We start from the raw sequence: 23,391 nt of genomic DNA, 5'->3' as shown, positions 1-23,391 counted from the left end.
AAGGCATCGCGGCCAAGGGCTGACGGAAGCCGGCGTTGAGTCACTCGCTCCGCGTGAGTCCGTTGGGGACGACGAACGGAGGGACTCACTGGCTCGCCCTGGTGCCGACCAGCCGGCCAGCCTGCTTGGGTTCCTCCTGTCATCCTGTGGGCCGTGAAGCAGAGCTGTGGCGACGCCGATGGCGACGAGTCGAAGGAGGCCTCGATCACCGACAGCCCTGGCCGACTGTCATGGCATCATGGGGGTGCCGGCCGACTGTGGCTTGTTGGCTGCGTGCTGGTCGTCCCAAGTAGCGACGTCGGCAAGGATGTCAGGCGGCTCGCGAAGGTCTCCTCAGCAACGACCGGAGTGACCAGTGGCGTAGCCGTTCGGCCGTGGTTGGCCGGGAGGCCAACCGAACAAGGTCAAGATTCGGGCCGATGTCTTGGAAGTCGATTTCTGGCGAGCCGTGCGTAACAAGGATGCTGTTGATTGATGTTGTTCGGCGGAACTCTTGGATCCATCCCTCTGTTGCATCAGGCTCGCTTGTATCCACCGGAATTCCAGAACGGCGCGAGTAACCGCAGTTGGTGTAGCCGATGTACCATGTCAGATACAGGCCGGGATTACCCCAGTAGTAGCGTTCCCAATAGCTAGATCTCCTGGCCCCTAGCCATCCAGAGCGGTCCAGGTGCTCTGGAACTTCATCGTCTAGGGCTCCGTCAAAGACTGTTCGGCCGAGCTTCACCCACCTATCCTCGGGGGTCACCACTCGGATTCGAGGGGAGAACCAGCGGTTTGCTGTAGTAAGCGAGTACGCCACCACTGCATCCCCGGCATCGCCGTGGGTCGTCCAAGTGACTAAGTAGCCATCTCGATCGAGCACCCAGGTTCGTACGGTCAGGTCTGCCTCGGCCCATGCCTCCTCGGAGGGAGCCCTGCCCGTGGCTCGGCCTTCGAAGGTTGGATGTCCGAACAACTCCTTTACTAGGTCCGGGTGTATTCCGGGCACGAGTCGGTCGTAGCTCCTTGTCCAACCTCGACGCCGGCCAAGAGTCCGTCTCCACCAAGCGCGCAGGAGCGTGAACAAGGTAATCGACGCGACAACAGGGGGTACGGTTTTCAGCGCATCTACGAGCCAGGGCAACCAGTTCACAGTAGGATTATCTGACATCCATCCTGGCCACGCACGCCCTGAGCACGAAAGCTCCGGGTTAGCAGGGCCATTAGTGGTGATCGGCCCGAACACCAGCATCCCATGGACTCTATGCCGTCAATTCCGGCAGGATAGCGGGGTGACAGGGTCAGTCATCGTCGAACCAACCGTCGGCGGCCGCGATCTCGGCAAGCGGTGGCTGAGAGGATAGTGCCGAGGCCAGTGTTCGCGCAGCGCCCAAGACTACATCAACCGGCCACTGCTCGGGACTAGCCAAGACCCTGCGGGCGAACCCTGCGGTCACGGGGCTGACCCTGAGGCTGGGGTACAGCGTGCCTGGTGGGATGAAGGGTCGCGTGCCGGCGAACACGGTCTGCTTCGGCGGCCGGTTTTGGTGCTCGTCCATGAGTTCGAGCGCTAGTCGTGTTACGTCCTCGCGCAGCCTCAGCACTGCGGGTAGATCCTCCAGAACGATGCGGGCGAGCTCGGGACGTGTGGTGTCGAACGCCACCTCGTAGAGCAGCAGGGCGGCGATGGGGCTTGGCCGGACCCTGCGGCTATGGAGCTGCGTGTGAAGGTCGAGTCGTCTTGGCGCGGTCTGCGAGCAGAATCGGTGCACGGTCGCGAGGACGCTTGCAGTGTGCTCTGGCGACATTGCTAGAAGGAGTTCGTCGGCGGTATTGATGCAGGCGGCGACCACTTGGGCCTTCGCGCGCAACGTCAGAGCGCAGAGCCAAGTCCGGGCGGCGAGGGGGTCGGTGGCTGGCGGGCGCTGGCGAGTCCACCAGCCGACGTCGGCATTGTGATGACCTGCCTGTCTTAGCCAGGCGGCGACGCCGTTGACTGTCGCCCCTGCCCCTATCTGTGGTTTGCTCGGGAGGAAGCTGATGCTGTCCGGCGTGGCGACAATGGCCTCGCGCAGCAGCCAGCTGTCACCGAACGCGGCAGTGAGAACCTGAAATAGCTGGCGCCACGAGTCCTCGGCGCGCCAGTCCCCGTTCTGGTGAGCCGCGGCGAGGCTCGCAACGATGTCTGCACAGTTCATCGGTCCAGCGATCGGATCTTGGCGTTGTTGTCGAGCCGTGGCGCACCCTGCGGCACTGGGGCGTAGACCGGCACGTCGGTGGTCGTAGAAGTGCTCGGGGTGGGCGTGGCGCACTAGCTTGGACAGTGGCCGCTCCGGCTTATCGCTGCTGGAGCGTGCCGGATCGAACTGGAAGCGGTCGGCCAGGTCGTCGAGACACAGGCGAATCAGCGGACCCGAGCTGATGTCGCTGTTGGCGGCAATCAGCAGCGGGAGAACCGCCGCGCGCACCCCGGAGTCCTGCTCTTGCTCGACACAGGCGATGAGATGCTCGGCATCTGCTGTGGTGAGCTGGCTTAGTGCGCCGAGGTGGGCCGCTGTTCTAAGCCATACCATGGTGGGCTGCCGCACCTCCGGGCTCCACCACCACTGGCGAGCAGCATGGAGTGTGTCGTGGGTACGCAGCAGGACGGCCAGGGCATCGCGGAGCGCTGGGACGCTCTCTTTGAGCAGACGTTCGCGGGTGTAAGTGACCACTTGCGAGGCAGGCCCTTGAGAGAGACGTACCGGTTCACCGGTGTCGTCAATGAGGCCGTCGGTGGCGAGGAGACATTGCGGGCCCTCAAGGGCGGCCTCGACCGCGCCCCGCACTGCAACGGCCGTCAGGCCTTGGTAGACCTGATCACGCAGCAGCTGCAGTAGGATTGCACCGGTGAGCGGCAGTACGTCGAACGGTGTCTCGGCGCGTACCTCCCGGACTATCGTTGGCAAGCCCTTGAGCTCTGCCTCGCTCCACATGCCAACGAAGAACCGTAGGACGTTAGACCAGTAGGGCCGCTTGAGCAGCTCGCTGAGGCGAGCATCTTTCGTCCCCCTTCCACGTGGTTGCGCTCGTTCTGCGAGGTAGCTGGCGGCAAAGTACTCCTGTAGCGGCTGCACCTCGAACTCGATGACGCCGGATGCTCGCTGCACCAAGCACACCACCCGAGAGGTCACCGAGGTGAACAGGGTTGTTAGGTCTGGGCTATTTTCGTCGTAAGCGGTCAGGAACTCGCCGATCAGCATTCTGAGATCGGCAAGGGGGATGCCGCCGCTGCTCGCACGGCGCTCGGCTGCGGACTGCAGGTGCCAGGCGAGGAACCGGTGCAGGGCCAAGACCAGCTTGCGGTGCGCGTCCACGATCGGTTCTTTGGGACTTTCCCGATCGAAGAACACCTTGACGTAATCGGCGTACAGTTCGGTGCGCTGTTCTGGAAGGATCCGGCGGCGCTGCAGCAGGTGCAGCAGGATCGCCATCTGCATCGGGCTGGACGCTAGCTCTGCCACATGCGGAAGGTGCAGGTTGGCGATGAACTGGCGCCATAGCGCATCGGTCGCGGCGGTATCTAGCTCGCTCTGCTCAGCCCAGCGGCGCAGATAGGCAAGTTGCAGCCGCTTGGTGAGCCGCTGCATAAGTAGGTGTGGAAACCGTGGGCCTAGTTGCTCGAGGGCACCGCTAGCACCCGGCCGGGTGGTGACAGCAATGACGACGTCAAAGTCTGGTCCGGCGAGCCGTGTCGCGGTGCGCCCGATCTGATCGGCGACCCGCTCGCGTGTCGTGAGGTCAGCAACCTCGTCCAGCCCATCGAGAGCTAGTAGGACCGGATGCTCGGCTAACAGCTCGGCGAGGTCGTCGGTGGTGAACCGGCGGCCGCTATGTTCGCCGACATGCCAAGCGAGGTACTCCTCTAAGGCTTCGCTTGCGGAAGGATCCTTCTTGCGCCGCTTTGCCACTCTGGTCAGCCACGCGCCGTACTCGCGAAGCTCTACGCGAAACGGAATCCGGACCACGTGTGGCCGAATGCCCTTGGCGGACTTGAGGTACCTGCCGTCGTCGAGATGCAGGGACCGATAGACCTGGCAAACGAATTGCAACAGGGTCGTCTTGCCCTGTCCCGGACCACCGACGATCAAGGCGTTGCCGCGCCACGCAGCGTGTAGCAGCAGGAAGGAGGCCCCGGTCTGCCATTGGCCAGGGCCGTGGCCGGCCTTGCGGCCAACCTCCTCGACATCGGCGGTACCCAGCTGTTCCATCAGCCGATACGGGGCGCTGCCGGCTTCCCGGCTTGCCACGGGCACGTCGACGAATAGCTTGTCGACCGTCGGGCCGATCAGGTCCACTTCGCCGAACCGAATCGGGTCATCGAAGGCGTACCGGTCGCGCAGGTAGGCGAGGAGGATCCGGTCCCGGCGGCGAGCGTCCGAGGAGCCGTCGAGCTTTGTCAGCGCCAGGATCTGGTCGGGTGGAAGAATCCGGATGAACGGGCGAAGAAGGTGGTTGGGAGCAGCGCTCACCTGAGCATCGATGGTCTCCCGCCACCAGGGTAAGATCTCGATCGACCACGCCCTTGATCGATCCGCCAGCGCTTGGCTCAGCCGGTCGACGGTCCCGGTGTCGAGGTTCCCTGTGCCCTCGACGTTGGTGATCAGGTAGTAGGTCCTCGCGCCCCTCTCCACGAGGGCGATGATCTTCTCTGTCTCGCCGTCGAGTGCATCGATTAGCCAGGTGACTGGATCTTTGACCTTGTGTGGGGCGATGGTGAACTTGACCTGGTAGACGCTAGTACCGTGCAGGGCATCTCGCCCGCCGTCAGCCTTACCGATGGGCATTGCCTGCATGGTCGACCCCAGCGAGTGAGCCAGCAGCGCCTGAATGAGTTGCTGGAACTCGCGGTCGCCGAGGTCTTCGTACCGGTAGCGCACCCCGGCATGCTCTCACGAGGCACCGACATCTGCGGGCCGCACATCCGCCAGGCTTGTGGTCCAGAGTGAGGGGGGTGGGGCATCAATTGCCGTAGCCTGGGACGTGGATTCGTGGTCGCCGTCGCCCCTAGCAGGTGAACCTATGTGGCGTGGCACCGTCGATGACGATCTCGCTTACCGGTGCTCACGTGGCGTTGCGGTATCGATCTCCCGCCGACACGAACCTCTGCCGGTCGCGGGCGGGTCGCGATGAGGGCGGATGCTGGTCGTAAACATGCCGATGGTGCCCGACCCTGAGCAGAGGCAGATGGATCATGGCAACGTGCTGTCGGACCCCTCGTTTACCCCCCGAAAACCCACGTCGATGGGTGACAAACAGTGACAGGGAGCGATCATTGCGTGGGCATGTTTGGGCATCTCAGTGGCAATCTTCGACAGGCGGCGACATGTTGGGGCCGCTACTTTCGGTAACCGCGGGTTCGGGGTTCGAGTCCCTGGCGGCGCACCACCAAAAAGGCTCTGACCTGGGGTTTCTCTCTGGGTCAGGGCCTTTTGGGGTTTCTGCCGGTGGTCCGGTGTCTCGGTGGGCGCTCGGGAGCCGGTGGACCGTCCCGGCCCAGGGCGGACGAACGGCATGTCGGCGGCCACTCGGGCCTCAGCGTCGCCTGCGTGCGCCCGTCCGCTGTCGATGATCTTGCTTTATGGTCGGCTGGTGCGGACGTCGAGCCGTCGGTCGACGGAGGTGATCCGGGCTGACCCGGCCGGCGGCGTCACGTCTACGGTGGTGCTTCTCCAGCGGGGGCGCTGCCGTGTGCCGTGGACGGGGTGGCGGGTGGCGGGACTGGATCGCTAGTGTCCAGAATGGACGACGGTCCGGGCGTGATCGGGCGTCGGGAATGCCATCGTGCACCCGACAACTCGGAAGATCCGCAGGATCGGCTACCGCCAAACCGACCGCTGAGAAGCCTTTCCGGTGCTTGCCGCTCGCCGTGTCGATCGAATTCCTGGAGGGCCCTGACGCATGGATCCGCAGCCGCGTCCATTTCCGCCGAGTGATCTGTCGACCGCCCAGGTACTTCCCTCGGCCTATGGCTTCCCGCCGGCCTTCGAGGTCCCGTCGAGCGCACAGCTGACGCCAATGGCATCGGAGGAGCAAGCGGTGCCGGCTGCGGGCGGGCCGCTGGCACGAGACGGGGCTGGTTCGGCAGCAGCCCGGATGGCGGGGGCTGCCGGGCATGCTGTCGGGGTCGCGGGGTACCAGACACTGCGCGGCGCCAAGGCGGCCGGTACCAGGATCGGACGTTTCTTCATCGGTGTCGGGTACTTCTTCCGCGGTGCCAAGCTGTTCGTCACCACGCCCGGCCTCTGGACGTTCGTGCTGCTTCCCCTCACGCTGACCGGCCTGGCGCTGCTGGGACTGCAGGAAGCCACCGGGATGCTGGTCGAGCGGCTCACCGGTTGGCTGCTCGGGTTCGCGTCCGGCTGGCCCGAGGTAGTCCGTTGGATCATCGACAAGGTGTTGTGGGCCGCGATCAGCCTGTTCTTCCATGGCGCGATGACCGCGCTCACCGTGCCGCTGACCATGCTGTTCGGTGCGGCGTTCTTCCCGGCCCTGACCCGCGACGTGATCCGGCGCACCGGCGGGACGAACCAGAGAGCGCCGGCATGGTATCGCTCGGCGGCGGTCTGCCTGCGTCAGACGGTCATCGTCACCCTGGTTCTGCACGTGGGCTGGCTGATCGTTCTGCCACTGCTGTGGATCCCCGGCGTGAACCTCGTCGCGGCCTTCGGGGGTGGTCTGCTGTTCAATGGCTTTCTGATCGGCTCGTTGGTGCTCGCCGTGCCGCTGCACCATCATGGCGTGCGGGGTGTTGGCGAGCAGATGCGCTTCGCCTGGCGGAACCTCGGGTTCACGCTCGGCTTCGGTGTGACCAGCATCTGCGTCCTGATCCTGCCGGTGTTGTCGCTGCGAATGCTCACGCTGCTGCCGGTCAGCCCGGTGCTCGCGGTGCCGGGAGTCGCCCTGTACCTGCTGACCGCACCCTCCACCCTGGTCGGGGCGATCCTGCTACACCAGCGGATCGAGTCGGCCAGCAACGCCGGGACGGCCGGCGACATCGACTCCGCAGGGAGTGTTCGGTCGACCCAGCCCAGCGCGTTGCCGCCCGCGAACCCTGCGACCCAGGCTTGACACCTTTCGGAAATTACCTGCCGGAATTACCTGACGGGCCGATTCTCAGTGGGTGCTCGGGAGCCGTTGGGCCGTTCTTCTCAAGAGGCCAAGGCCGAAGCGAGACAGGCTCACCGGTGCGCCTCACCAAACCGGATGCCTTTCTGTCGGCAAGCAGACTGAAGTCCTCGCTCGGGTATCCGTGGTCGGCTGGATGGCTGCCCTGCTGATCTGGGTCGTCGATGTCCCCTCGGCGGCTACGGCGCTACTTTCGTCGGACAGTCATGATGCCCGGGGAGAGTAATGGGATATCGCTTCAATGCGCCGCCGAACTGGCCGACGCCGCCTGCGGGCTGGGTGCCGCCCACGGGTTGGACGCCGGATCCTGCCTGGGGCCCTCCTCCGCCGGGGTGGCGGCTGTGGATTCCGGACGTGCCAGCTCCGGCACCGGCGGCACCCGTTACGGCCGCCGCGCAGGCTGCTGGCGCCCCTGCCGTCGTCCTGCAGCAGCGCAATGGGAGTCCGGACATCCCTCTGTTCGGTGCCCGGGGCAAGGCGCGTGAACTGACCGTGGAGAACGCGCAGCTCCGCAGCGAGCTGGACCAGTTGCGCGTCGAGCTGACGGGCTTACGGGCGGAGATGTCACGGCTCGGTGTGCTGTCGGCGATGGAGTTGGAGCAGCACCGGGAACGTCTGACCCGGGAGATCGCCGGCCTGACAGCCAAGGGGGAAGCGCGGAAGGCCGAGCTCGATCGGCATCTGCGCGAGCTCCGGCAGCAGATCGTGGTCACGGAGGAGACGGCACTGCTGCAGGAAGCGGGCGTCTATCGGTACCGGCATCCCCTGTCGGACTCCGTGGCCTACAAGAGCCAGCTCAGCCGGCTTCAGGACCAGATCAAGGCGATGACGAAGAAGGACGGGGGCGCGGTCAAGGCCGCCACCGGATGGACGGTCAACGGCTCAGCCGCCGAGGGGCGGGTCATGGTCCGGGACTTCTCCAAGCTGATGCTCCGTGCCTACAACGCCGAGGCCGACAACCTGGTGCGCGGGTTGAAGCCCTACAAGCTCGACTCGGCGGTGGACCGGCTGGGGAAGGTGACCGCCACCATTGCCAAGCTCGGTAAGACGATGCAGATCCGGATTGCCGGGGAATACCACCGGATGCGGATCAGAGAGTTGGAACTGACCGCCGATTACCAGGAGAAGTTGGCCGAGGAGAAGGAGCGGGACCGGGAGGAGAAGGCCCGGCTGCGCGAGGAGCGACGCGCGCAGCAGGAGATCGAACGCGAACGCGCCCGGCTCGACAAGGAACGCCAGCACTACGCCAACGCCCTGGCCGCTTTGCAGGCCAAGGGCGATGCCGACGGTGCCGCCCTGATGCAGGACCGGTTGGCCCAGATCGACACCGCGATTCAGGACGTGGACCATCGGGCCGCCAACGTGCGGGCCGGCTATGTGTACGTGATCTCCAACCTCGGCGCGTTCGGCGAGAAGATGGTCAAGGTCGGCATGACCCGTCGCCTGGACCCGCTGGACCGGGTGCGCGAGCTCAGTGACGCCTCGGTGCCCTTCAACTTCGATGTGCATGCCCTGTTCTTCTCCGACGACGCTGTCGGTATCGAGGCGCAGATGCACGCACGGCTGGCCGACCGGCGGGTCAACCTGGTCAACCACCGTCGTGAGTTCTTCTACGCCACGCCGGAGGAGGCCAAGGAACACCTGCTGGCGTTGACCGGCAGCCTGCTGCAGTACGAGGAGGTCCCGGAAGCTCTCGAGTACCGGCAGAGCCTCACCCAGACCCAGGACCAGCCGGTTACGACCACATGACCTGCAGAGGTTGGCGGCGGGCGCCCAGTGGGCCGGTGGGTCCAACGGATCAGTCGCGTCCGCAGCCGTTCTGACACTGTCGTCAGCAACGGTCGCCGGCGGCCAGCCGCTGACGGCACGCCACAACGACCCACTGGTCGCCGCCACAGCGCGACATCGCCGTCGGTGACGGAGCCGTGGCCGGACCGGTGGCGGTCCGACCTGCGGTGGCCGTCCGTCCCGAGGACGGGCGTACACGGCTCGGCGATGCGCCGGCCCGCTTCCGGGCCGGTACGGTCCAGGGCTCGTCGTCTGCGCGGGGTACGTCTGTGACCAGGGCCGCAGGCGGGTCCGCCCTGATCAACTACCCTGGCGGGACGTACCTACCGAACCGGAGGACGAACTATGGCCCGTCCCTACCAGCCTGGACCGAAACAGTTCGTCTTCACCGCCGGTGACGACGACGACCAGCAGGTCTCGGTGGGTGACCCCCAGGAGGCGTACATGGCCTTCTCCGCGTTCTTCCGGGGGCGGGAGGCCGGGACCTACACCATCAGGGACGCAGCGGCGGGGCAGAGTTTGGTGCTCATGCCCCGTCAGGGGGTGATCTCCCGGATCAGGGGAGCGGACCAGCCCCGGGCGGAACATCTCCGGGCCGGCCGGGCCAACCGCTACCTGCCGAGCGCCATGCTGTTCTTCGAGAACGGCTACGCCGGCCTCGACCGCTTCGGTCAGTGGTTCTCCGACCTCTCCGACCTCGACGCGTCGCCGGAGACCCGGGGTGCCGCCTTCGCCGCGACGATCACGACCGAAGAGGCGGCCCTCCAGGAGGTCGCCCGGATCTGGGCGGACACCGGCTGTGTCGACCCGAGTGACCGGTACTACGTCTTCTTCCACGCGCATGAGGTCGACGAGGACCGGGCCGAACGGGCCACGGTGCTGAAACTGATCGAATTCCTCGGTCTGGAACGGGTCGACGCACCGGCCGGGGCCACCGGGGGTGAGGTGTGGGTGCGCACCGATCCGCGCCTCGAGGTCGAGTGTGCGCGGTGGTCGTGAGCGACGTCGTCTTCGCGCGGGGCGGCTGGCTTCCGCGGGTGATCCGCGAGGACGGCGAGCTGAAGCTGATGCTCGCGGCCGGGGCCGACGCCAACCACGAGCCCCGGACCTTCACGTTTCCGGTCTCCGCGGCCCATCTTGCGGTGATCCGGGAGGACCTGGCCCGACACCTGCTGCTGTGGAGCGCCGTACTGCCGCTGTGTGACGCGGCCGGAACCCGGGGCCGGCTCGACGAGAACGCCGCCGTCGCGCTCCTGGACCCGGTTCTGCTCGCCCCGCCCGCGGAGGTCGACGCGCTCTTCCGACGGATCGGGTGGGACCGGGGCCGGCTCGTCGCCCATGGGGCCGACCTCGATCTGCTTGACCGGGGTCAGCTCTGTGCGGCACTACGCCCGGCGACGGAGCGGGCGGACGAGAAGCGGGTTCAGGAGTACCACGCGGAGCGTCGTCGCGCCGAGCGGGGCGTCGTCCTCGGGCCGCTCGACGCGCAGGTTCTGCGGTACACGGGCCAGTATCTGCACGGCGCGACCCTGCCGAGGCGGCTGCCCGACGCCGTCGACCCCGCACTGTTGCCGGAGGTCCTGCGGGTGATCGCCACCGCCGAGCGGGCGGGTGCCGGGATGCGGATCGGTCTCGACCCGCGCCGGGGGAACCGGGCGACCGACAAGCGGGACTGGGATCGGCTGGCGTCGACGGTGGAGGCGGCCGTGCGTCGCGCGTACCCGGGGCTCGCCGACGACGCGGTGCGTACGGTGAGCTTCCTGATGTGCTCGGAGGCCGCGGACCGCGCCCGGAGCACGCCTGTCGACGATGACGACGGGACTCTCGGCGACCACGCCGACGCCGGCGGGGGTACGCGCAGGACGACCCTGTCGTTCACCGACGACAAGGGCGGCGCGAAGACGTGGGTACGGGACGGTTCGCGGTCCGCCTCCGCCGAGTTCTGGCAGTTCGTCGCCGATCGCTCCGCCGCGGACAACGAGGTGTTCACCATCGAGGACGAGGAACGCGGTGAGGGGGTCCAGTTGCACTTCTACGCGGACTCCCTCGCCCGGATCACGACGGTGCGCCTCGGTGACGGCGGGGCGGACCCGCAGTACCGGGTCGAGTACAGCCTGGTCGACGGGATCGGCGGGTACCGGACGCTGGTGAGCACCTTCATCCGTGGTGGCTGCGCCGCACTCGACCGGTACGGTCCCTGGATGGCGGATGTCGCCGAGTTCGAACGGGTGCGGCGTAAACGCGACGACGCCCGGTAGCCCGACGGGAGGGCGGAGGGTGGCGCAGTCACGGGTTCGCGTGCAGGGGGACCTCTACCACCCGGTGGTGCCGGCCGGTGCCGTCTACGTCGGGCGGCAGGGGTTCGGGTTGCGGCGTTCTCCGTGGGCCGATCCGTTCAGCCTTCGTGAGCACGGCCGGGCCGAGGCGTTGCGGCTGTACCGGCAGTGGCTGACCGGGCAGCCGGAGCTGGTGGAGCGGGCGCGGCGGGATCTGGCCGGGAAACAGTTGGCGTGCTGGTGCCGGGCGGAGGACCCTTGCCATGCCGACGTGTTGACCGAGATCATCGGTTGACGCGTAGCCGGTACCGGGTGGCGGACCGGCGCGGTGCGTAGACGCCGCCGATGCTGAACGACTGCGGTCTCGCCGCCTGGTTGCCGACGTAGAAGGCCACGTCCCGGTCGGCGGCGCAGAGCTGGGTGAAGAACCTGTGTCGGAGCCGGTCTTCGGCCTCGGCGTCGGTGAGCTGCGTCAGGCGATGTTGCAGGGCGACGAACTCCCAGTCCCAGAGGGTCTGCCGGTGTCCTCGGCATCGGCGGTCCGCGCACCGGTAGCGGTAGGTGCCGGTGAATCGCGGTGCCTCCGGCGGGCTGCGCCTGGACGGCTCCAGCAGGTCGAGCTGGTTGAGGTAGCTGGCGATCTTTCTGCGGTCCTCCGGCGACCAGCCGTCCCGTCGTTCGACCTTCAGGCTGGCGACGTCGGCGACGCGGACCAGGGCGATCGACCGCGCGCCGTGGTCGTCACGGGCCCGTTCGTTGAGCCGGCACATGGAGTCCTCGACGAGCGGGTCGAGAAGGCTGCGCCGGGACCGCCCGCTGGCGAGGTGCTGCTCGGTGGTGATGGTGTGCACGATCGGCCGCCAGCTTTCGCGGCGTGGGTCCCGACGGGCCGGCAGCGCGTCGAGGTGGACGATGTCGTACGGGCGGAACCTGCTGTCGGCGGCGAGTTCGCGGAAGTGGATCGGGTAGAGCCGGATCCACCCCGTCCAGGGCGGGGCCAGGCTGAGCGCGCCGACGCAGACCGTCTCGCCGTAGCTGGTGGAGGGGTTGGGTGCCGTCTTCACGGTGATCAGGAGGCGGAGCGTCACCGGCCGGGTGAGGACCGGCCTCGGGGGTGGCGGCACGTCGGTGCTCGGCCCCCACAGCGGAAGTTGTTCCAACGGAACCACCACCATCGCCCAGTGTGTCCGGGTGGACACGCGCAGCTACGTGAACAGCTTTGCATCGATGTCGATGAAATGCCACCCCGCTCGTCCGGCTGTATCGAGATCGTCGGTCGTCGATGCATGGAATCGATTGACTTGATAGTGGTGACCCGTAATGTGGGTGGGGGTTCGGCTTGGTGGCCGATCGGTGACAGGAGGCTCCGATGGGTGTACGACGACGGCGTGAGCCACGACCGGCCACGGTGATCGGGCTGGCCGGATCCCTCGTGGTGGGGCTGCTGGCGACCCAGGCGGGTGTCGGCCCGGCCGCGGCCGCCACCGACGGGCCCGCCCTGACCGTGGACGTCTCTGCCGCCCGGCACCGGATCAGCCCCGACATCTACGGCATGAACGGCGGGGATCCCGCGCTCGTCGCCGAACTCGGCACGCCGGTGGCCCGCTGGGGTGGCAACGCGAGCAGCCGTTACAACTTCCGGAACCACACCTACAACACCGGCAGCGACTGGTATTTCGAGAACATCGTCGCCGGGCCGGACAACACGGTCGAGGCGTTCGTGCGGCGCAACCGGGAGCACGGCACGAAACAGGTGGTCGCCGTGCCGTTGATCGGCTGGGTGGCGAAGGACTCGCCGTCGTCGCACCCGTTCGCCTGCGGCTTCCCCGCCACCCGCTTCCCGGAGCAGGACTCGTTCGACCAGTGGGACCCCAACTGCGGCAACGGCCGGCACGCCGACGCGAACCTGACCGGCGCGGTCCCCACGGACACCTCGATCCCGGCCGGCCCGGCGTTCGCGGGCGAGATGGTGTCGCATCTCGTGAACCAGTTCGGCCCGGCGGCCCGGGGCGGCGTGTCGATCTACGAACTCGACAACGAGCCGGTCCTGTGGAACTCCACCCACCGCGACGTGCACCCCGAGCCGGTGAGCTACGACGAACTGGGCGGCAAGGGCACGGCGACCGCCGCGGCCATCAAGGCCGCCGACCCGCGTGCGGCGGTGCTCGGCCCGTCCGGCTGGGGCTACTGCGAGTGGGTGGCGTCCGGGCTGGACGGCTGCGCGCCCGGCGCGGACGCGGCGGCGCACGGCGGGCTCAACCTCTCCCAGTGGTACCTGAAGAACATGAAGGACTTCAGCGACGCCCACGGCGGCAGGCGCTTCCTCGACTACTTCGACCAGCACTACTACCCGCAGATCAGCGGCGGCAAGGACCCGGATTCCAACGCGCTGCGGCTGCGTTCCACCCGGTCCCTGTGGGACCCGACGTACGTCGACGAGTCGTGGATCGGCCCCGGCGGGGTGAACGCGCCGCCGTTGCAGTTCATCCGCCAGATGAAGGCGTGGGTCGCCCAGCACTACCCCGGCACGAAGGTCGCCATCACCGAATACAACTGGGGTGCGCTGGACGACATCAACGGCGCGCTCGCCCAGGCCGACGTGCTCGGCATCTTCGGGCGTGAGGGTCTGGACCTGGCCACCATCTGGGGCGAACCGAAACCGACCGACCCCGGGGCGTACGCGTTCCGGATGTACCGCAACTACGACGGCGCCGGCGGCAGGTTCGGCGACGTGAGCGTGTCGGCGGCCAGCAGCGACCAGGGGCAGCTCGCGGTCTACGCCGCGCAACGCTCGTCCGACCGGGCGCTCACCGTGATGGTGGTCAACAAGACGGACCGGGACCTGACCTCACGGACCGCGCTCGCCGGATTCCGCGGCGGGGAGCGGGTGCAGCGGTTCAGCTACGGTCCGGCCGACCTCACCTCGATCGTCCGGGGCGAGGACCTCCGGGTGCACCGGGGTGGCGTCAGCGCGACGTACCCGGCGAACTCGGTGACGCTGCTCGTTGTGCCGCAACGTCGGCACTGAGGCCGCGAGGAGACCCGGGCAGCACCGACGGTGGGTGCCGTCGATCACGATTACGCATAGGCGGTTGACAATTGGTGGTTGCCTCCGCCGATTCCGACGCCTACGCTTCAGGCAGCATTCCGTGACCACGGGCAGGAGCGTGTGCGCGGGCGGCGGGAGTTCCCGGTGGCAGGGAGTGACCCCGCTCGCCTCGCACGTGGACCCTGCCGCCGTCGGTCACGGCGTCTTCCCCAGGAACCCGCCAACGGTCGAACCGCCGGGAGCGCGCACGCCCTCCCGCCGGGTCGTTCCATGTTCGTACGGCGGGTTCACTGTCGCACCCCCGGGACGAGTGTCCAGCGGACATGGCTGTGGGCGGCATGCGAAAGGACAGGTACGTGAACCCAGCCCTCTCCGCCGTGCGAAGGTCGCTGCTGGCAGGTGCGCTGCTCGTCGCGGCCGCCGTGCCGGCCGTTGTCGCGCACCCGCTGTCGGCCTCGGCCGCCGTCCAGGCAACGTACTATGTCGCGCCGGACGGCAGTGACAGCAACCCGGGCACCCTCGAGTCCCCGTTCCGGACGATGCAACGCGCGCGGGACGTGGTGCGTACTGTTAACGCGAACATGGCCGGCGACATCCAGGTCTACCTGCGGGGCGGCCGGTATCCGGTGAGCAGCACCATCGAGTTCGGTGCGGCCGACTCCGGCAGCAACGGCTACCGGGTCAGCTATTCCGCCTACCCCGGTGAGACCCCGGTGCTCGACGGGGGCGTTCCGGTCACCGGGTGGACCCAGCACAGCGGGAACATCTGGAAGGCCCCGCTGGACCGGGCCAACAAGCTGCGCGCACTCTACGTCAACGACAAGCGGGCCGTCATGGCGACGAAGACGGTCGGCTCGGCGGGCTGCTACGGGACGTACAACGTCACGGCCGGGCAGGCCGCGTGGGCCTGGGAGTCGGGCTCGCAGTGCGACGGCGCGAAGTACAACCTGAACGACTTCCCGGCCGTCGCCCGCAACGCCGAGGACATCGAGATCGAGACGGCGACCACCTGGACCACCGCCATCGTCGGGGTACGCCAGGTCACCTCCGACGGCGCGAACCGGGTGGCGCTGTTCCAGCAGCCGGGTGCCGCGATCGCCCAGGGCGCGTTCAACGGCAACGCCCAGAGCGGCGGCAGCCACAAGCTGATGAACGCCTACGAGTTCCTGGACGCGCCCGGTGAGTTCTTCTTCGACAAGGGCAGCAGGACGCTCTACTACTACAAGAGCAGCGCCGAGAACATGACGACCGCGTCGGTGTTCGCGCCGAACAACGTGACCACCCTGGTGCGGGTCGCCGGCACCTCGACGAACAACCACGCCCGCAACATCACGTTCGCCGGGCTCACCGTGCAGCACTCCGACTGGAACCTGTTCACCGTCGCCGGTTCGTCGTTCAAGCAGGCGCAGCAGGGCAACCTCGGGGCGCAGGCGTACGCGAAGCGGAACTTCCACGACTACTACTACCGCAACGTCGACGTCACCCCGGGCATGATCCAGGTGGAGAACGCCGACGGCATCCTGTTGAGCCGCAACCGCATCCAGCACAGCGGCGCCGACGGGGTCAACATGGTCAACGACGTGCAGAACAGCCAGTTGACCGGGAACTTCACCAACGACATCGCCGGTTCCGCGATCACCGTCGGCCACCCCCAGCACGTCTACATCGGCGACGGCACGTCGACCAACCGGGAGAAGTGGCTGCCGCAGGTCGAAGGGTTGCCGAAGAACATCGAGATCAGGAACAACTACCTGTACGACAGCGCGGTGCTGTTCAACGGGCACAGCCCCATCTCGGCGTACTTCGTGGACACCCTGACGATCCAGCGCAACCGGATCGAGAAGTCGCCGTGGTCGGGCATCACGCTCGGCTGGGGCTGGTGGAACTTCGACGGGTCATCGGGCTCGATCGCGCCGAACCGGCCCACCACGACGGCCCGGAACAACACCATCAGCTACAACCACATCATCGACACCGTGCAGCGGCTCAGCGACACCGCACCGATCTACACCCTCGGTGCCCAGCCGGGGACGACGATCACCAACAACTACCTGCAGGGTGTGCCGTCCGGGCACAAGTACGGCCTGCACCCGGACGAGGGTTCGGCGTACATCACGTTCCGGGACAACGTGCTGAGCGTGGACAAGAACATCACCTGGATGATCAACTCCGACGACTTCGGGCGCAAGCACGACCTGAGCATCACCCAGATCTACGGCCCGATCAACAAGGTGTCGAACAAGAACCTGCCGAACAGCACGGTCAACGACATCCTGGTTTCGTCCGACTATGTCTGGCCGGCTGCGGCGTACGGCATCGCGGCCAACTCCGGGCTGGAGGACGCGTACCGGGACATCGTCCCGGCGGCCAACCTCTCCCTGCCGAACTACGTGCTGCCCGCCAGCACCTTCGTCACCAGCGCCTCGGCGACCATCCCGATCCGCAGCACCGGCGACGCGGGAAGGACGGTCTGGCTGGCCCCGGCCGGCACGACCACCTTCACCGCCGGCCCGACGATGACCCGGGCGGCGGGCACCGCCACCTCCATCGCGGTGCCGACGAACCAGGGTGAGTACCGGCTGTTCGTGGTGGACGCCCAGGGCAACCGGTCGGCCGAGTCCAGCTCGCTGGTCCGCCAGCAGGGCACCGGCAGCGGCCAGCAGGGTGGCCGGCTGGTGGGCGGGCAGTCCGGCCGCTGCGTCGACGTGCCCAACGCCAGCACCACCAACGGCACCCAGGTGCAGTTGTGGGACTGCACGGGCGGCACCGGGCAGCAGTGGACGTACACCAGCGGCAAGCAGTTGACCACGAACGGCAACAAGTGCCTGGATGCGAACGGCGCGGGTACGACCAACGGCACCACGGTCATCATCTGGGACTGCCACGGCGGCACCAACCAGCAGTGGAACCTCAACGCCAACGGCACCCTGACCAACGCCCAGTCGGGGCTCTGTCTCGACGCGAACGGCGCGGCGACCGCCAACGGCACGAAGATCATCCTGTGGTCCTGCAACGGCGGGACCAACCAGCAGTGGAGCCTGCGCAACTGACCGGCGTCCCCGGGGCCGGGTCGGCCCGGCCCCGGGGAACCGCGCCGTGACCTGCGGTTCGCCGCCGTCGGGCGGCCGACCCCGGGTCGCAACCGACCCGACACAGCATTGACATATTTCACTGTTCGACCTAGGGTCTTGCCGAATCGATTCGACGTCCGGTGTCACTGCTCCGGGCCTCGGCCGGTGGCGTCCGGGCGCGACATGGACCACCGATCGGTTCGACGACCAGTCGGTCCCGCCGGGCAGCGGGACCATCGGCTGGCAGCCGCGGCGACGAGCCGGCCGGCGTCGTGGGCGCATCGTGCGTCTCCTGGTGTTCCGTCCTTGGCGGGTGCGGTCAGCGGGAGCGCGTCGGGCGCGACACGTCGGGATCGGCGTGGACCCCGTACCCCCCGAACCAGTCCATGACGAGTGGCAGGAGCCCCCTCATGACAAGGCGCAGACCCATCCTTGGTTCCCTCGCGGCGGCGGCGGCCCTCGTCGTGACCGTGGGTGCGACGGCCCTCGCCGGCGGCCCGGGGACCACCGCCGCGGCGGCCGGTGTCTCGGCAGCCGCCGCGACCGCCGGGTGCGGCAAGGCACCCACGTTGACCAGCGGCCAGCGGTCCATCCAGAGCAGCGGCCAGAACCGCAGCTTCATCCTCCGGATCCCCGACAACTACGACCGCAACCACCAGTACCGGCTGATCTTCGGCTTCCACTGGAACGGCGGCACCGCCAACGACGTTGACGGGGGTGGGTCGGACGGGGCCGCCTGGTCCTACTACGGGCTGCGCCAGCAGGCGAACAACAGCACGATCTTCGTGGCTCCCCAGGGCAACGGCAACGGCTGGGCCAACCCCGGCGGCCAGGACGTCACCTTCGTCGACGACATGGTCCGGCTGATCGAGAACGACCTGTGCGTCGACACGACGCAGCTTTTCGCGCTGGGCTTCAGCTACGGCGGCGGGATGAGCTACTCGCTGGCCTGCTCCCGGGCGAACGTCTTCCGGGCCGTCGCGGTCTACTCCGGCGGACAGCTCAGCGGGTGCAGCGGCGGCGGTCAGCCGATCGCCTACATGGGCATCCACGGCATCGGGGACCCGGTGCTCAACGTCTCGGCCGGCCGGTCCCTGCGGGACACCTTCGTGCGCAACAACGGGTGTACGGCGCAGAGCCCGCCCGAGCCGCGCGCCGGCAGCCTGACCCACATCACCACCACCTACTCCGGCTGCCGCTCCGGCTACCCGGTCGTGTGGGCCGCGTTCGACGGCGGGCACACCCCGGGCCCGGTCGACGGTGGTGGCGACAGTGGCGTGCGGACCTGGACCAAGGGTGAGGTGTGGCGGTTCTTCACCCAGTTCGGCGGCACCACTCCGACGCCGACCCCGACGGTGACGCCGACCGGCAACCCGACCACCCCGCCCCCGACCACCCCGCCCCCGGGCGGCACGGGCGCGCTGCGCAACTCGTCCTCCGGGCGCTGCCTGGACGTCAACGGCGGCGCACAGACCAACGGCTCGGCGGCGATCATCTGGGACTGCCACGGGCAGACCAACCAGAGCTGGACCTCGACGGCCGCCCAGGAGCTGCGGGTCTTCGGCGGCAAGTGCCTGGACGTCAACGGCGCGGCGACCGCCAACGGCAGCTCGGTGATCATCTGGGACTGCAACGGCCAGGCCAACCAGCGGTGGCGGTTCAACGCCGACGGCACGATCACCGCCGTCGGCTCGGGCCGCTGCCTGGACGTGGTCGGCAGTGGTACGGCCAACGGCACGCGTACCCAGATCTGGGACTGCAACGGCAGCGCCGGCCAACGGTGGAGCCGGACCTGAGCCGTTCGGACGTCAGCTGCGGACAACGGTAGTACCAGGTCGCCCCGGCGGGACCTCGCATTGATGCGATTCAATGCATAGGCTCACTGCTGTACGAGGTGGGTCGAGGTGGCCCGCCGGGGCGACGCTGCCTCCGCCGTGCAGAAATCGACGTTCGTCTGGGGAGAGTACAGAACATGAACGCACAACAGGACAATCGGCTGTGGGCCCGCTGGCGACGGGCGGCCCGCACCGCCGGCGCCGCGGCAGCGGTCTCGCTCGGGGTCGCCGCGCTCGCGGTGGGCCTCTCGGCCGGTGCGGCGGTCGCGGGTACGACCGTCGCGGAGCGGGGTGCGTCCAACACCGCCCTCGCCGCCGCCACGGTCTCCCAGGTCGCCACCGGTGACCTGCACACCTGCGCGATCCGCACCGACGGGACGCTCTGGTGCTGGGGGGACAACTTCGGCGGCAAGCTCGGTGACGGCACCACCACCAACCGCACCACCCCGGTGCAGGTCGGCACCGCCACCACCTGGTCGAAGGTCGACGCCGGCACCAGCAACACCTGCGCGATCCGCACCGACGGCACGCTGTGGTGCTGGGGCGGCAACTACAGCGGGCAGCTCGGTGACGGCACCACCACCAGCCGGAGCACCCCGGTGCAGGTCGGCACCGCCACCACCTGGGCCAGCGTCAGCGCGGGTGCCAACCACACCTGTGGCGTGCAGACCACCGGCACCCTGTGGTGCTGGGGCCTGAACCGCAACGCGCAGCTTGGCGTCGGCACGTCCCCCTCCCGGGCGACCAGCCCGGTGCAGGTGGGCACGGAGACCACCTGGACGAGCGTCACCACCGGGTACGCGCACAGCTGCGGCGTGCGTTCCGGCGGCACCCTGTGGTGCTGGGGCGACAGCACCGACGGGCAGCTCGGCGTCGGCATCCTCGGCTACCGGGCCACCCCGGCGCAGGTCGGCACCGCGACCTCGTGGGCGGGCGTGACGGCCGGGCACGCGCACACCTGCGCGAACCGTACCGACGGGACGCTGTGGTGCTGGGGCGAGAACGGGTACGGCCAGGTCGGCGCCGGCACCGGCGTGCAGACCAGCCCGATCCAGGTCGGCACCGCGACCACCTGGACGAAGGTGGACGCCAGCGTGGACTCGTCGTGCGCGCTGCGTACCGACGGGAGCCTGTGGTGCTGGGGCAACAACGGGTTCGGGCAGTTGGGTGACGGCACCACCACCCACCGGTCCGCACCGCTGCGCGTCGGCACCCTGACCACGTGGACGCAGAACCTGTCCGTCAGCTACCACAGCTGCGGCGTGCGTACCGACGGGAGCCTGTGGTGCTGGGGCAACAACATGTCCGGGCAGTTGGGTGACGGCACCACCACCCACCGCTCGACCCCGGCGCAGCTGGTCCTGCCGGGCTGACCCGGACGCGCCACGCCGCCGACCCGCGCCGCCGCCGATCCGGCGACGGCCGGGTCGGCGGTGTGCCCGCCTCCTGCCGGTGCGGTGCTCCGCCGGCACATTCGTCTGATCATTACAAAAGTCCCCCATCGGTGGTGGTTGCCGAAAGGCGGCTTGATCGGCGGTTTCACTCCACTGGCGACGTTGACCGACGCGCGTTACGGTGCCTAACATGTGACGTCTAATCATCGATGATCAACGATGTCAGGGCCGCGTGGGTCACGGGCAGTGTCCCGTCCCGCGCCGGAGAGCTTCGGGGCCGGAGACCGGCTGGGGAGGCGAGTCAGATGTTCAGTTCAACAAGTCGTCGATGGAGTGTGGGTGGCGGCGGGGCACCGCGCGGACCATGGCACAGCGGATGGCGTCCCCGGCGGTGGGCCGCATCGTTGCTCGGGGCGACGGTCGCGGCGGCGGCCGTGCTCACCGGGTTCGCCTCGCCCGCCCAGGCGGCGACCGCGATCACGATCAACGGCGGGTCCGGCGGCCGGGCGCTGGACGGCATCGGCGCGGTCAGCGGTGGCGGCGGCAACAGCCGGCTGCTCGTCGACTACCCCGAGCCACAGCGCAGCGACATCCTGGACTACCTGTTCAAGCCGGGCTACGGCGCGGCGATGCAGCTGATGAAGGTGGAGATCGGCGGCGACACCAACTCCACCTCCGGCGCCGAGCCCAGCCACGAGCACACCCGGGGCAGCATCAACTGCAACCGGGGCTACGAGTGGTGGATGATGGAGCAGGCCCGGGCCCGCAACCCCAACATCGCCCTGGTCGGCCTGGCCTGGGGCGCGCCCGGCTGGATCGGCAACGGCAACTTCTGGTCCACCGACTCGATCGACTACCTGGTGGCCTGGCTGGACTGCGCGGGCACCCACGGGTTGACCATCAACTACCTGGGCGGGTGGAACGAGAAGGGGTACAACGCCACCTGGTACAAGAACCTGCGCTCGACCCTCAACGCCCGCGGCTACAGCAACGTCAAGATCGTCGCCTCGGACGACTTCGGTTGGGGCGCGGCCGACGAGTCGCTGCGCGACCCGGCCTTCGGCAACGCCGTGCAGGTCTTCGGCAGCCACTACGTCTGCGGCTACCGCAGCGCCCAGACCAGCTGCCCCAGCTCCAACAACGCGGTGTCCACCGGCAAGTCGCTGTGGGCCAGCGAGAACGGCTCCGACGACTACAACGCGGGCGCGCAGGCGCTCGCCCGGGGCATCAACCGGGGCTACCTCGACGGCAAGATGACCGCGTACATCAACTGGCCGGTCATCGCCGCCATCACCCCGAACATCCCGTGGGCGACCACGGGCGTGGCGGTGGCCCAGCAGCCGTGGTCCGGCGCCTACTCGATCGGCAAGAACGCCTGGGTGATGGCGCAGACCACCCAGTTCACCGCACCGGGCTGGCGCTATCTCGACGCGTCGAGCGGGTACATCGGCGGCAACCGTAACAACGGCAGCTACGTCTCGCTGAAGTCCACCAACAACAGCGACTACAGCATCATCATCGAGACGATGGACGCCGGTGGCGCGCAGACCCTCGACTTCACCGTCACCGGCGGCCTGTCCACCGGCACGGTGCGGGTCTGGTCGACGAACGTACGCTCCAACAACACCGCCGACCACTTCGTGCGGGGCAGCGACATCACCCCGAGCGGCGGGCGCTTCTCGCTCACCGTCCAGCCCGGCTACGTCTACAGCATCACCACCACCAGCGGGCAGGGCAAGGGCACGGCGGCCAGCCCGGCGCAGGGCAACCTGAAGCTGCCGTACACCGACACCTTCGACTCGTACGCCACCGGCCGCGAGGCGCGGTACCTGATGGACCAGCAGGGCTCGTTCGAGATCGCCGGGTGCGCCGCCGGTCGCAGCGGGCAGTGCGTGCGGCAGATGTCCGAGCAGGCACCGATCTACTGGACCTCCGGCCAGGCCGAGCCGTACACCCTGCTGGGCGACCTGACCTGGCGCAACTACACGGTCTCCTCCGACGTGCTGCTGGAGAAGTCCGGCTACGCGCAGCTCATCGGGCGCGGCAACACCTACAACCACCAGGGCCCGCAGAACATGAACGGGTACTACTTCCGGGTCACCGACGGCGGGGCCTGGTCGATCCGCAGCAACAACACCAGCGGCAACTGGCGCACCCTGGCCAGCGGCAACACCTCGGCGCTGGGCACCGGGCGGTGGCACAACCTGTCGTTCACGCTCAACGGCAGCACCCTGACCGCCGCCATCGACGGCACCACCGTCGGCACGGCCACCGACTCCACCTGGGTCGCCGGCCAGATCGGGTACGGCACCGGCCAGGGCGTCACCGCCCAGTTCGACAACCTCTCGGTGACCGCCGTCGGCTCCCCGGGCACCCCGACCGGTGAGATCCGGGGCGCGGGCTCGAACCGGTGCCTCGACGTCAACGGGGCCAGCCAGACCGACGGCGCGGTGGTGCAGATCTGGGACTGCAACGGCGGCGCCAACCAGCGCTGGTCGCTCAGCTCCACCAACCAGCTCACCGTCTACGGCAACAAGTGCCTCGACGTGGCGAGCGCCGCGTCCGGGACCCGGGCCCGGATCTGGAGCTGCACCGGCGGCACCAACCAGCAGTGGCGGCTCAACGCCGACGGCACGATCGTCGGGGTCGCCTCGGGGCTGTGCCTGGACATCAACGGCGGGGCCACCGCCAACGGGTCCGCCGTCCAGCTCTGGACCTGCAACGGCGGCAGCAACCAGCAGTGGATACGCGGCTGAGCAGCCCCACCTGACGCAGCAAGCGGGCGGTCCCGGTGTCACCGGGACCGCCCGCCGTCGCGTGCGCTCAGGA

The 23,391-nt window shown here is 68.3% G+C and carries 13 protein-coding genes; 10 read left to right on the top strand and 3 right to left on the bottom strand.

The window, feature by feature from the left end:
• Positions 1-310 precede the first annotated feature (310 nt).
• Complete coding sequence (locus tag ACN265_RS25010; RefSeq protein ID WP_421409888.1) at positions 311-1,135, bottom strand: ETEC_3214 domain-containing protein; 825 nt, start codon at positions 1,133-1,135, stop codon at positions 311-313.
• 148 nt (positions 1,136-1,283) lie between these two features.
• A complete protein-coding gene (locus ACN265_RS25005; RefSeq protein WP_421409886.1) occupies positions 1,284-4,901 on the bottom strand; it encodes an NACHT domain-containing protein in 3,618 nt (1,205 codons plus the stop codon).
• Positions 4,902-5,922: 1,021 nt separating this feature from the next.
• Between ACN265_RS25005 and ACN265_RS25000 the strand changes: the two genes are divergently transcribed.
• The 5 genes from ACN265_RS25000 to ACN265_RS24980 all read left to right on the top strand — a co-directional run bounded on the left by ACN265_RS25000 (position 5,923) and on the right by ACN265_RS24980 (position 11,508).
• Entirely contained in the window at positions 5,923-7,092 is a 1,170-nt protein-coding gene (locus ACN265_RS25000) for an EI24 domain-containing protein (RefSeq protein WP_421409883.1), read from the top strand.
• Positions 7,093-7,374: 282 nt separating this feature from the next.
• Entirely contained in the window at positions 7,375-8,898 is a 1,524-nt protein-coding gene (locus ACN265_RS24995; protein ID WP_421409881.1) for a DUF4041 domain-containing protein, read from the top strand.
• A gap of 384 nt (positions 8,899-9,282) precedes the next feature.
• Entirely contained in the window at positions 9,283-9,936 is a 654-nt protein-coding gene (locus ACN265_RS24990) for a hypothetical protein (RefSeq protein ID WP_421409878.1), read from the top strand.
• On the top strand, positions 9,933-11,195 hold the full coding sequence (locus tag ACN265_RS24985) for a DUF6357 family protein (protein WP_421409876.1): 1,263 nt from the start codon (positions 9,933-9,935) through the stop codon (positions 11,193-11,195). The genes ACN265_RS24990 and ACN265_RS24985 overlap by 4 nt, the downstream gene beginning before the upstream one ends.
• A 19-nt stretch (positions 11,196-11,214) precedes the next feature.
• Positions 11,215-11,508, top strand: a complete 294-nt coding sequence (locus tag ACN265_RS24980; RefSeq protein WP_421409873.1) for a DUF4326 domain-containing protein — start codon at positions 11,215-11,217, stop codon at positions 11,506-11,508.
• Here the strand turns inward: ACN265_RS24980 and ACN265_RS24975 are convergent.
• Positions 11,498-12,388, bottom strand: coding sequence for a hypothetical protein (locus ACN265_RS24975; RefSeq protein WP_421411612.1), 891 nt, complete (start codon positions 12,386-12,388; stop codon positions 11,498-11,500). The two genes, ACN265_RS24980 and ACN265_RS24975, sit on opposite strands and share 11 nt — an antisense overlap.
• 194 nt (positions 12,389-12,582) lie before the next feature.
• Here ACN265_RS24975 and ACN265_RS24970 point away from each other — a divergent pair, with 194 nt between their 5' ends.
• The 5 genes from ACN265_RS24970 to ACN265_RS24950 all read left to right on the top strand — a co-directional run bounded on the left by ACN265_RS24970 (position 12,583) and on the right by ACN265_RS24950 (position 23,318).
• Complete coding sequence (locus tag ACN265_RS24970) at positions 12,583-14,241, top strand: glycoside hydrolase family 44 protein (protein WP_421409871.1); 1,659 nt, start codon at positions 12,583-12,585, stop codon at positions 14,239-14,241.
• A 377-nt stretch (positions 14,242-14,618) separates the two neighbouring features.
• Positions 14,619-17,312 carry an RICIN domain-containing protein gene (locus tag ACN265_RS24965; protein WP_421409870.1) on the top strand — a complete coding sequence of 898 codons (2,694 nt, stop codon included), beginning with the start codon at positions 14,619-14,621 and terminating at the stop codon, positions 17,310-17,312.
• A 431-nt stretch (positions 17,313-17,743) separates the two neighbouring features.
• Positions 17,744-19,129 carry a lectin gene (locus tag ACN265_RS24960; protein ID WP_204923674.1) on the top strand — a complete coding sequence of 462 codons (1,386 nt, stop codon included), beginning with the start codon at positions 17,744-17,746 and terminating at the stop codon, positions 19,127-19,129.
• A 176-nt stretch (positions 19,130-19,305) separates the two neighbouring features.
• Entirely contained in the window at positions 19,306-20,541 is a 1,236-nt protein-coding gene (locus tag ACN265_RS24955; protein ID WP_421409866.1) for an RCC1 domain-containing protein, read from the top strand.
• A gap of 326 nt (positions 20,542-20,867) precedes the next feature.
• On the top strand, positions 20,868-23,318 hold the full coding sequence (locus tag ACN265_RS24950) for a ricin-type beta-trefoil lectin domain protein (protein ID WP_421409863.1): 2,451 nt from the start codon (positions 20,868-20,870) through the stop codon (positions 23,316-23,318).
• Positions 23,319-23,391: the final 73 nt, after the last annotated feature.

Source organism: Micromonospora sp. WMMD730 (assembly GCF_049178955.1).
Taxonomy (GTDB): Bacteria; Actinomycetota; Actinomycetes; order Mycobacteriales; family Micromonosporaceae; genus Micromonospora; species Micromonospora wenchangensis.
Note: the sequence above shows the minus strand (reverse complement) of the source record. Positions and strands in the feature narration are given on the sequence as shown.

Coding starts and splice junctions, on each gene's coding strand:
- ACN265_RS25000 (WP_421409883.1), top strand. CDS start 5,923: ATGGATCCGCAGCCGCGTCCATTTCCGCCGAGTGATCTGTCGACCGCC.
- ACN265_RS24955 (WP_421409866.1), top strand. CDS start 19,306: ATGAACGCACAACAGGACAATCGGCTGTGGGCCCGCTGGCGACGGGCG.
- ACN265_RS24995 (WP_421409881.1), top strand. CDS start 7,375: ATGGGATATCGCTTCAATGCGCCGCCGAACTGGCCGACGCCGCCTGCG.
- ACN265_RS24990 (WP_421409878.1), top strand. CDS start 9,283: ATGGCCCGTCCCTACCAGCCTGGACCGAAACAGTTCGTCTTCACCGCC.
- ACN265_RS24970 (WP_421409871.1), top strand. CDS start 12,583: ATGGGTGTACGACGACGGCGTGAGCCACGACCGGCCACGGTGATCGGG.
- ACN265_RS24975 (WP_421411612.1), bottom strand. CDS start 12,388: ATGGTGGTGGTTCCGTTGGAACAACTTCCGCTGTGGGGGCCGAGCACC.
- ACN265_RS24950 (WP_421409863.1), top strand. CDS start 20,868: ATGTTCAGTTCAACAAGTCGTCGATGGAGTGTGGGTGGCGGCGGGGCA.
- ACN265_RS24960 (WP_204923674.1), top strand. CDS start 17,744: ATGACAAGGCGCAGACCCATCCTTGGTTCCCTCGCGGCGGCGGCGGCC.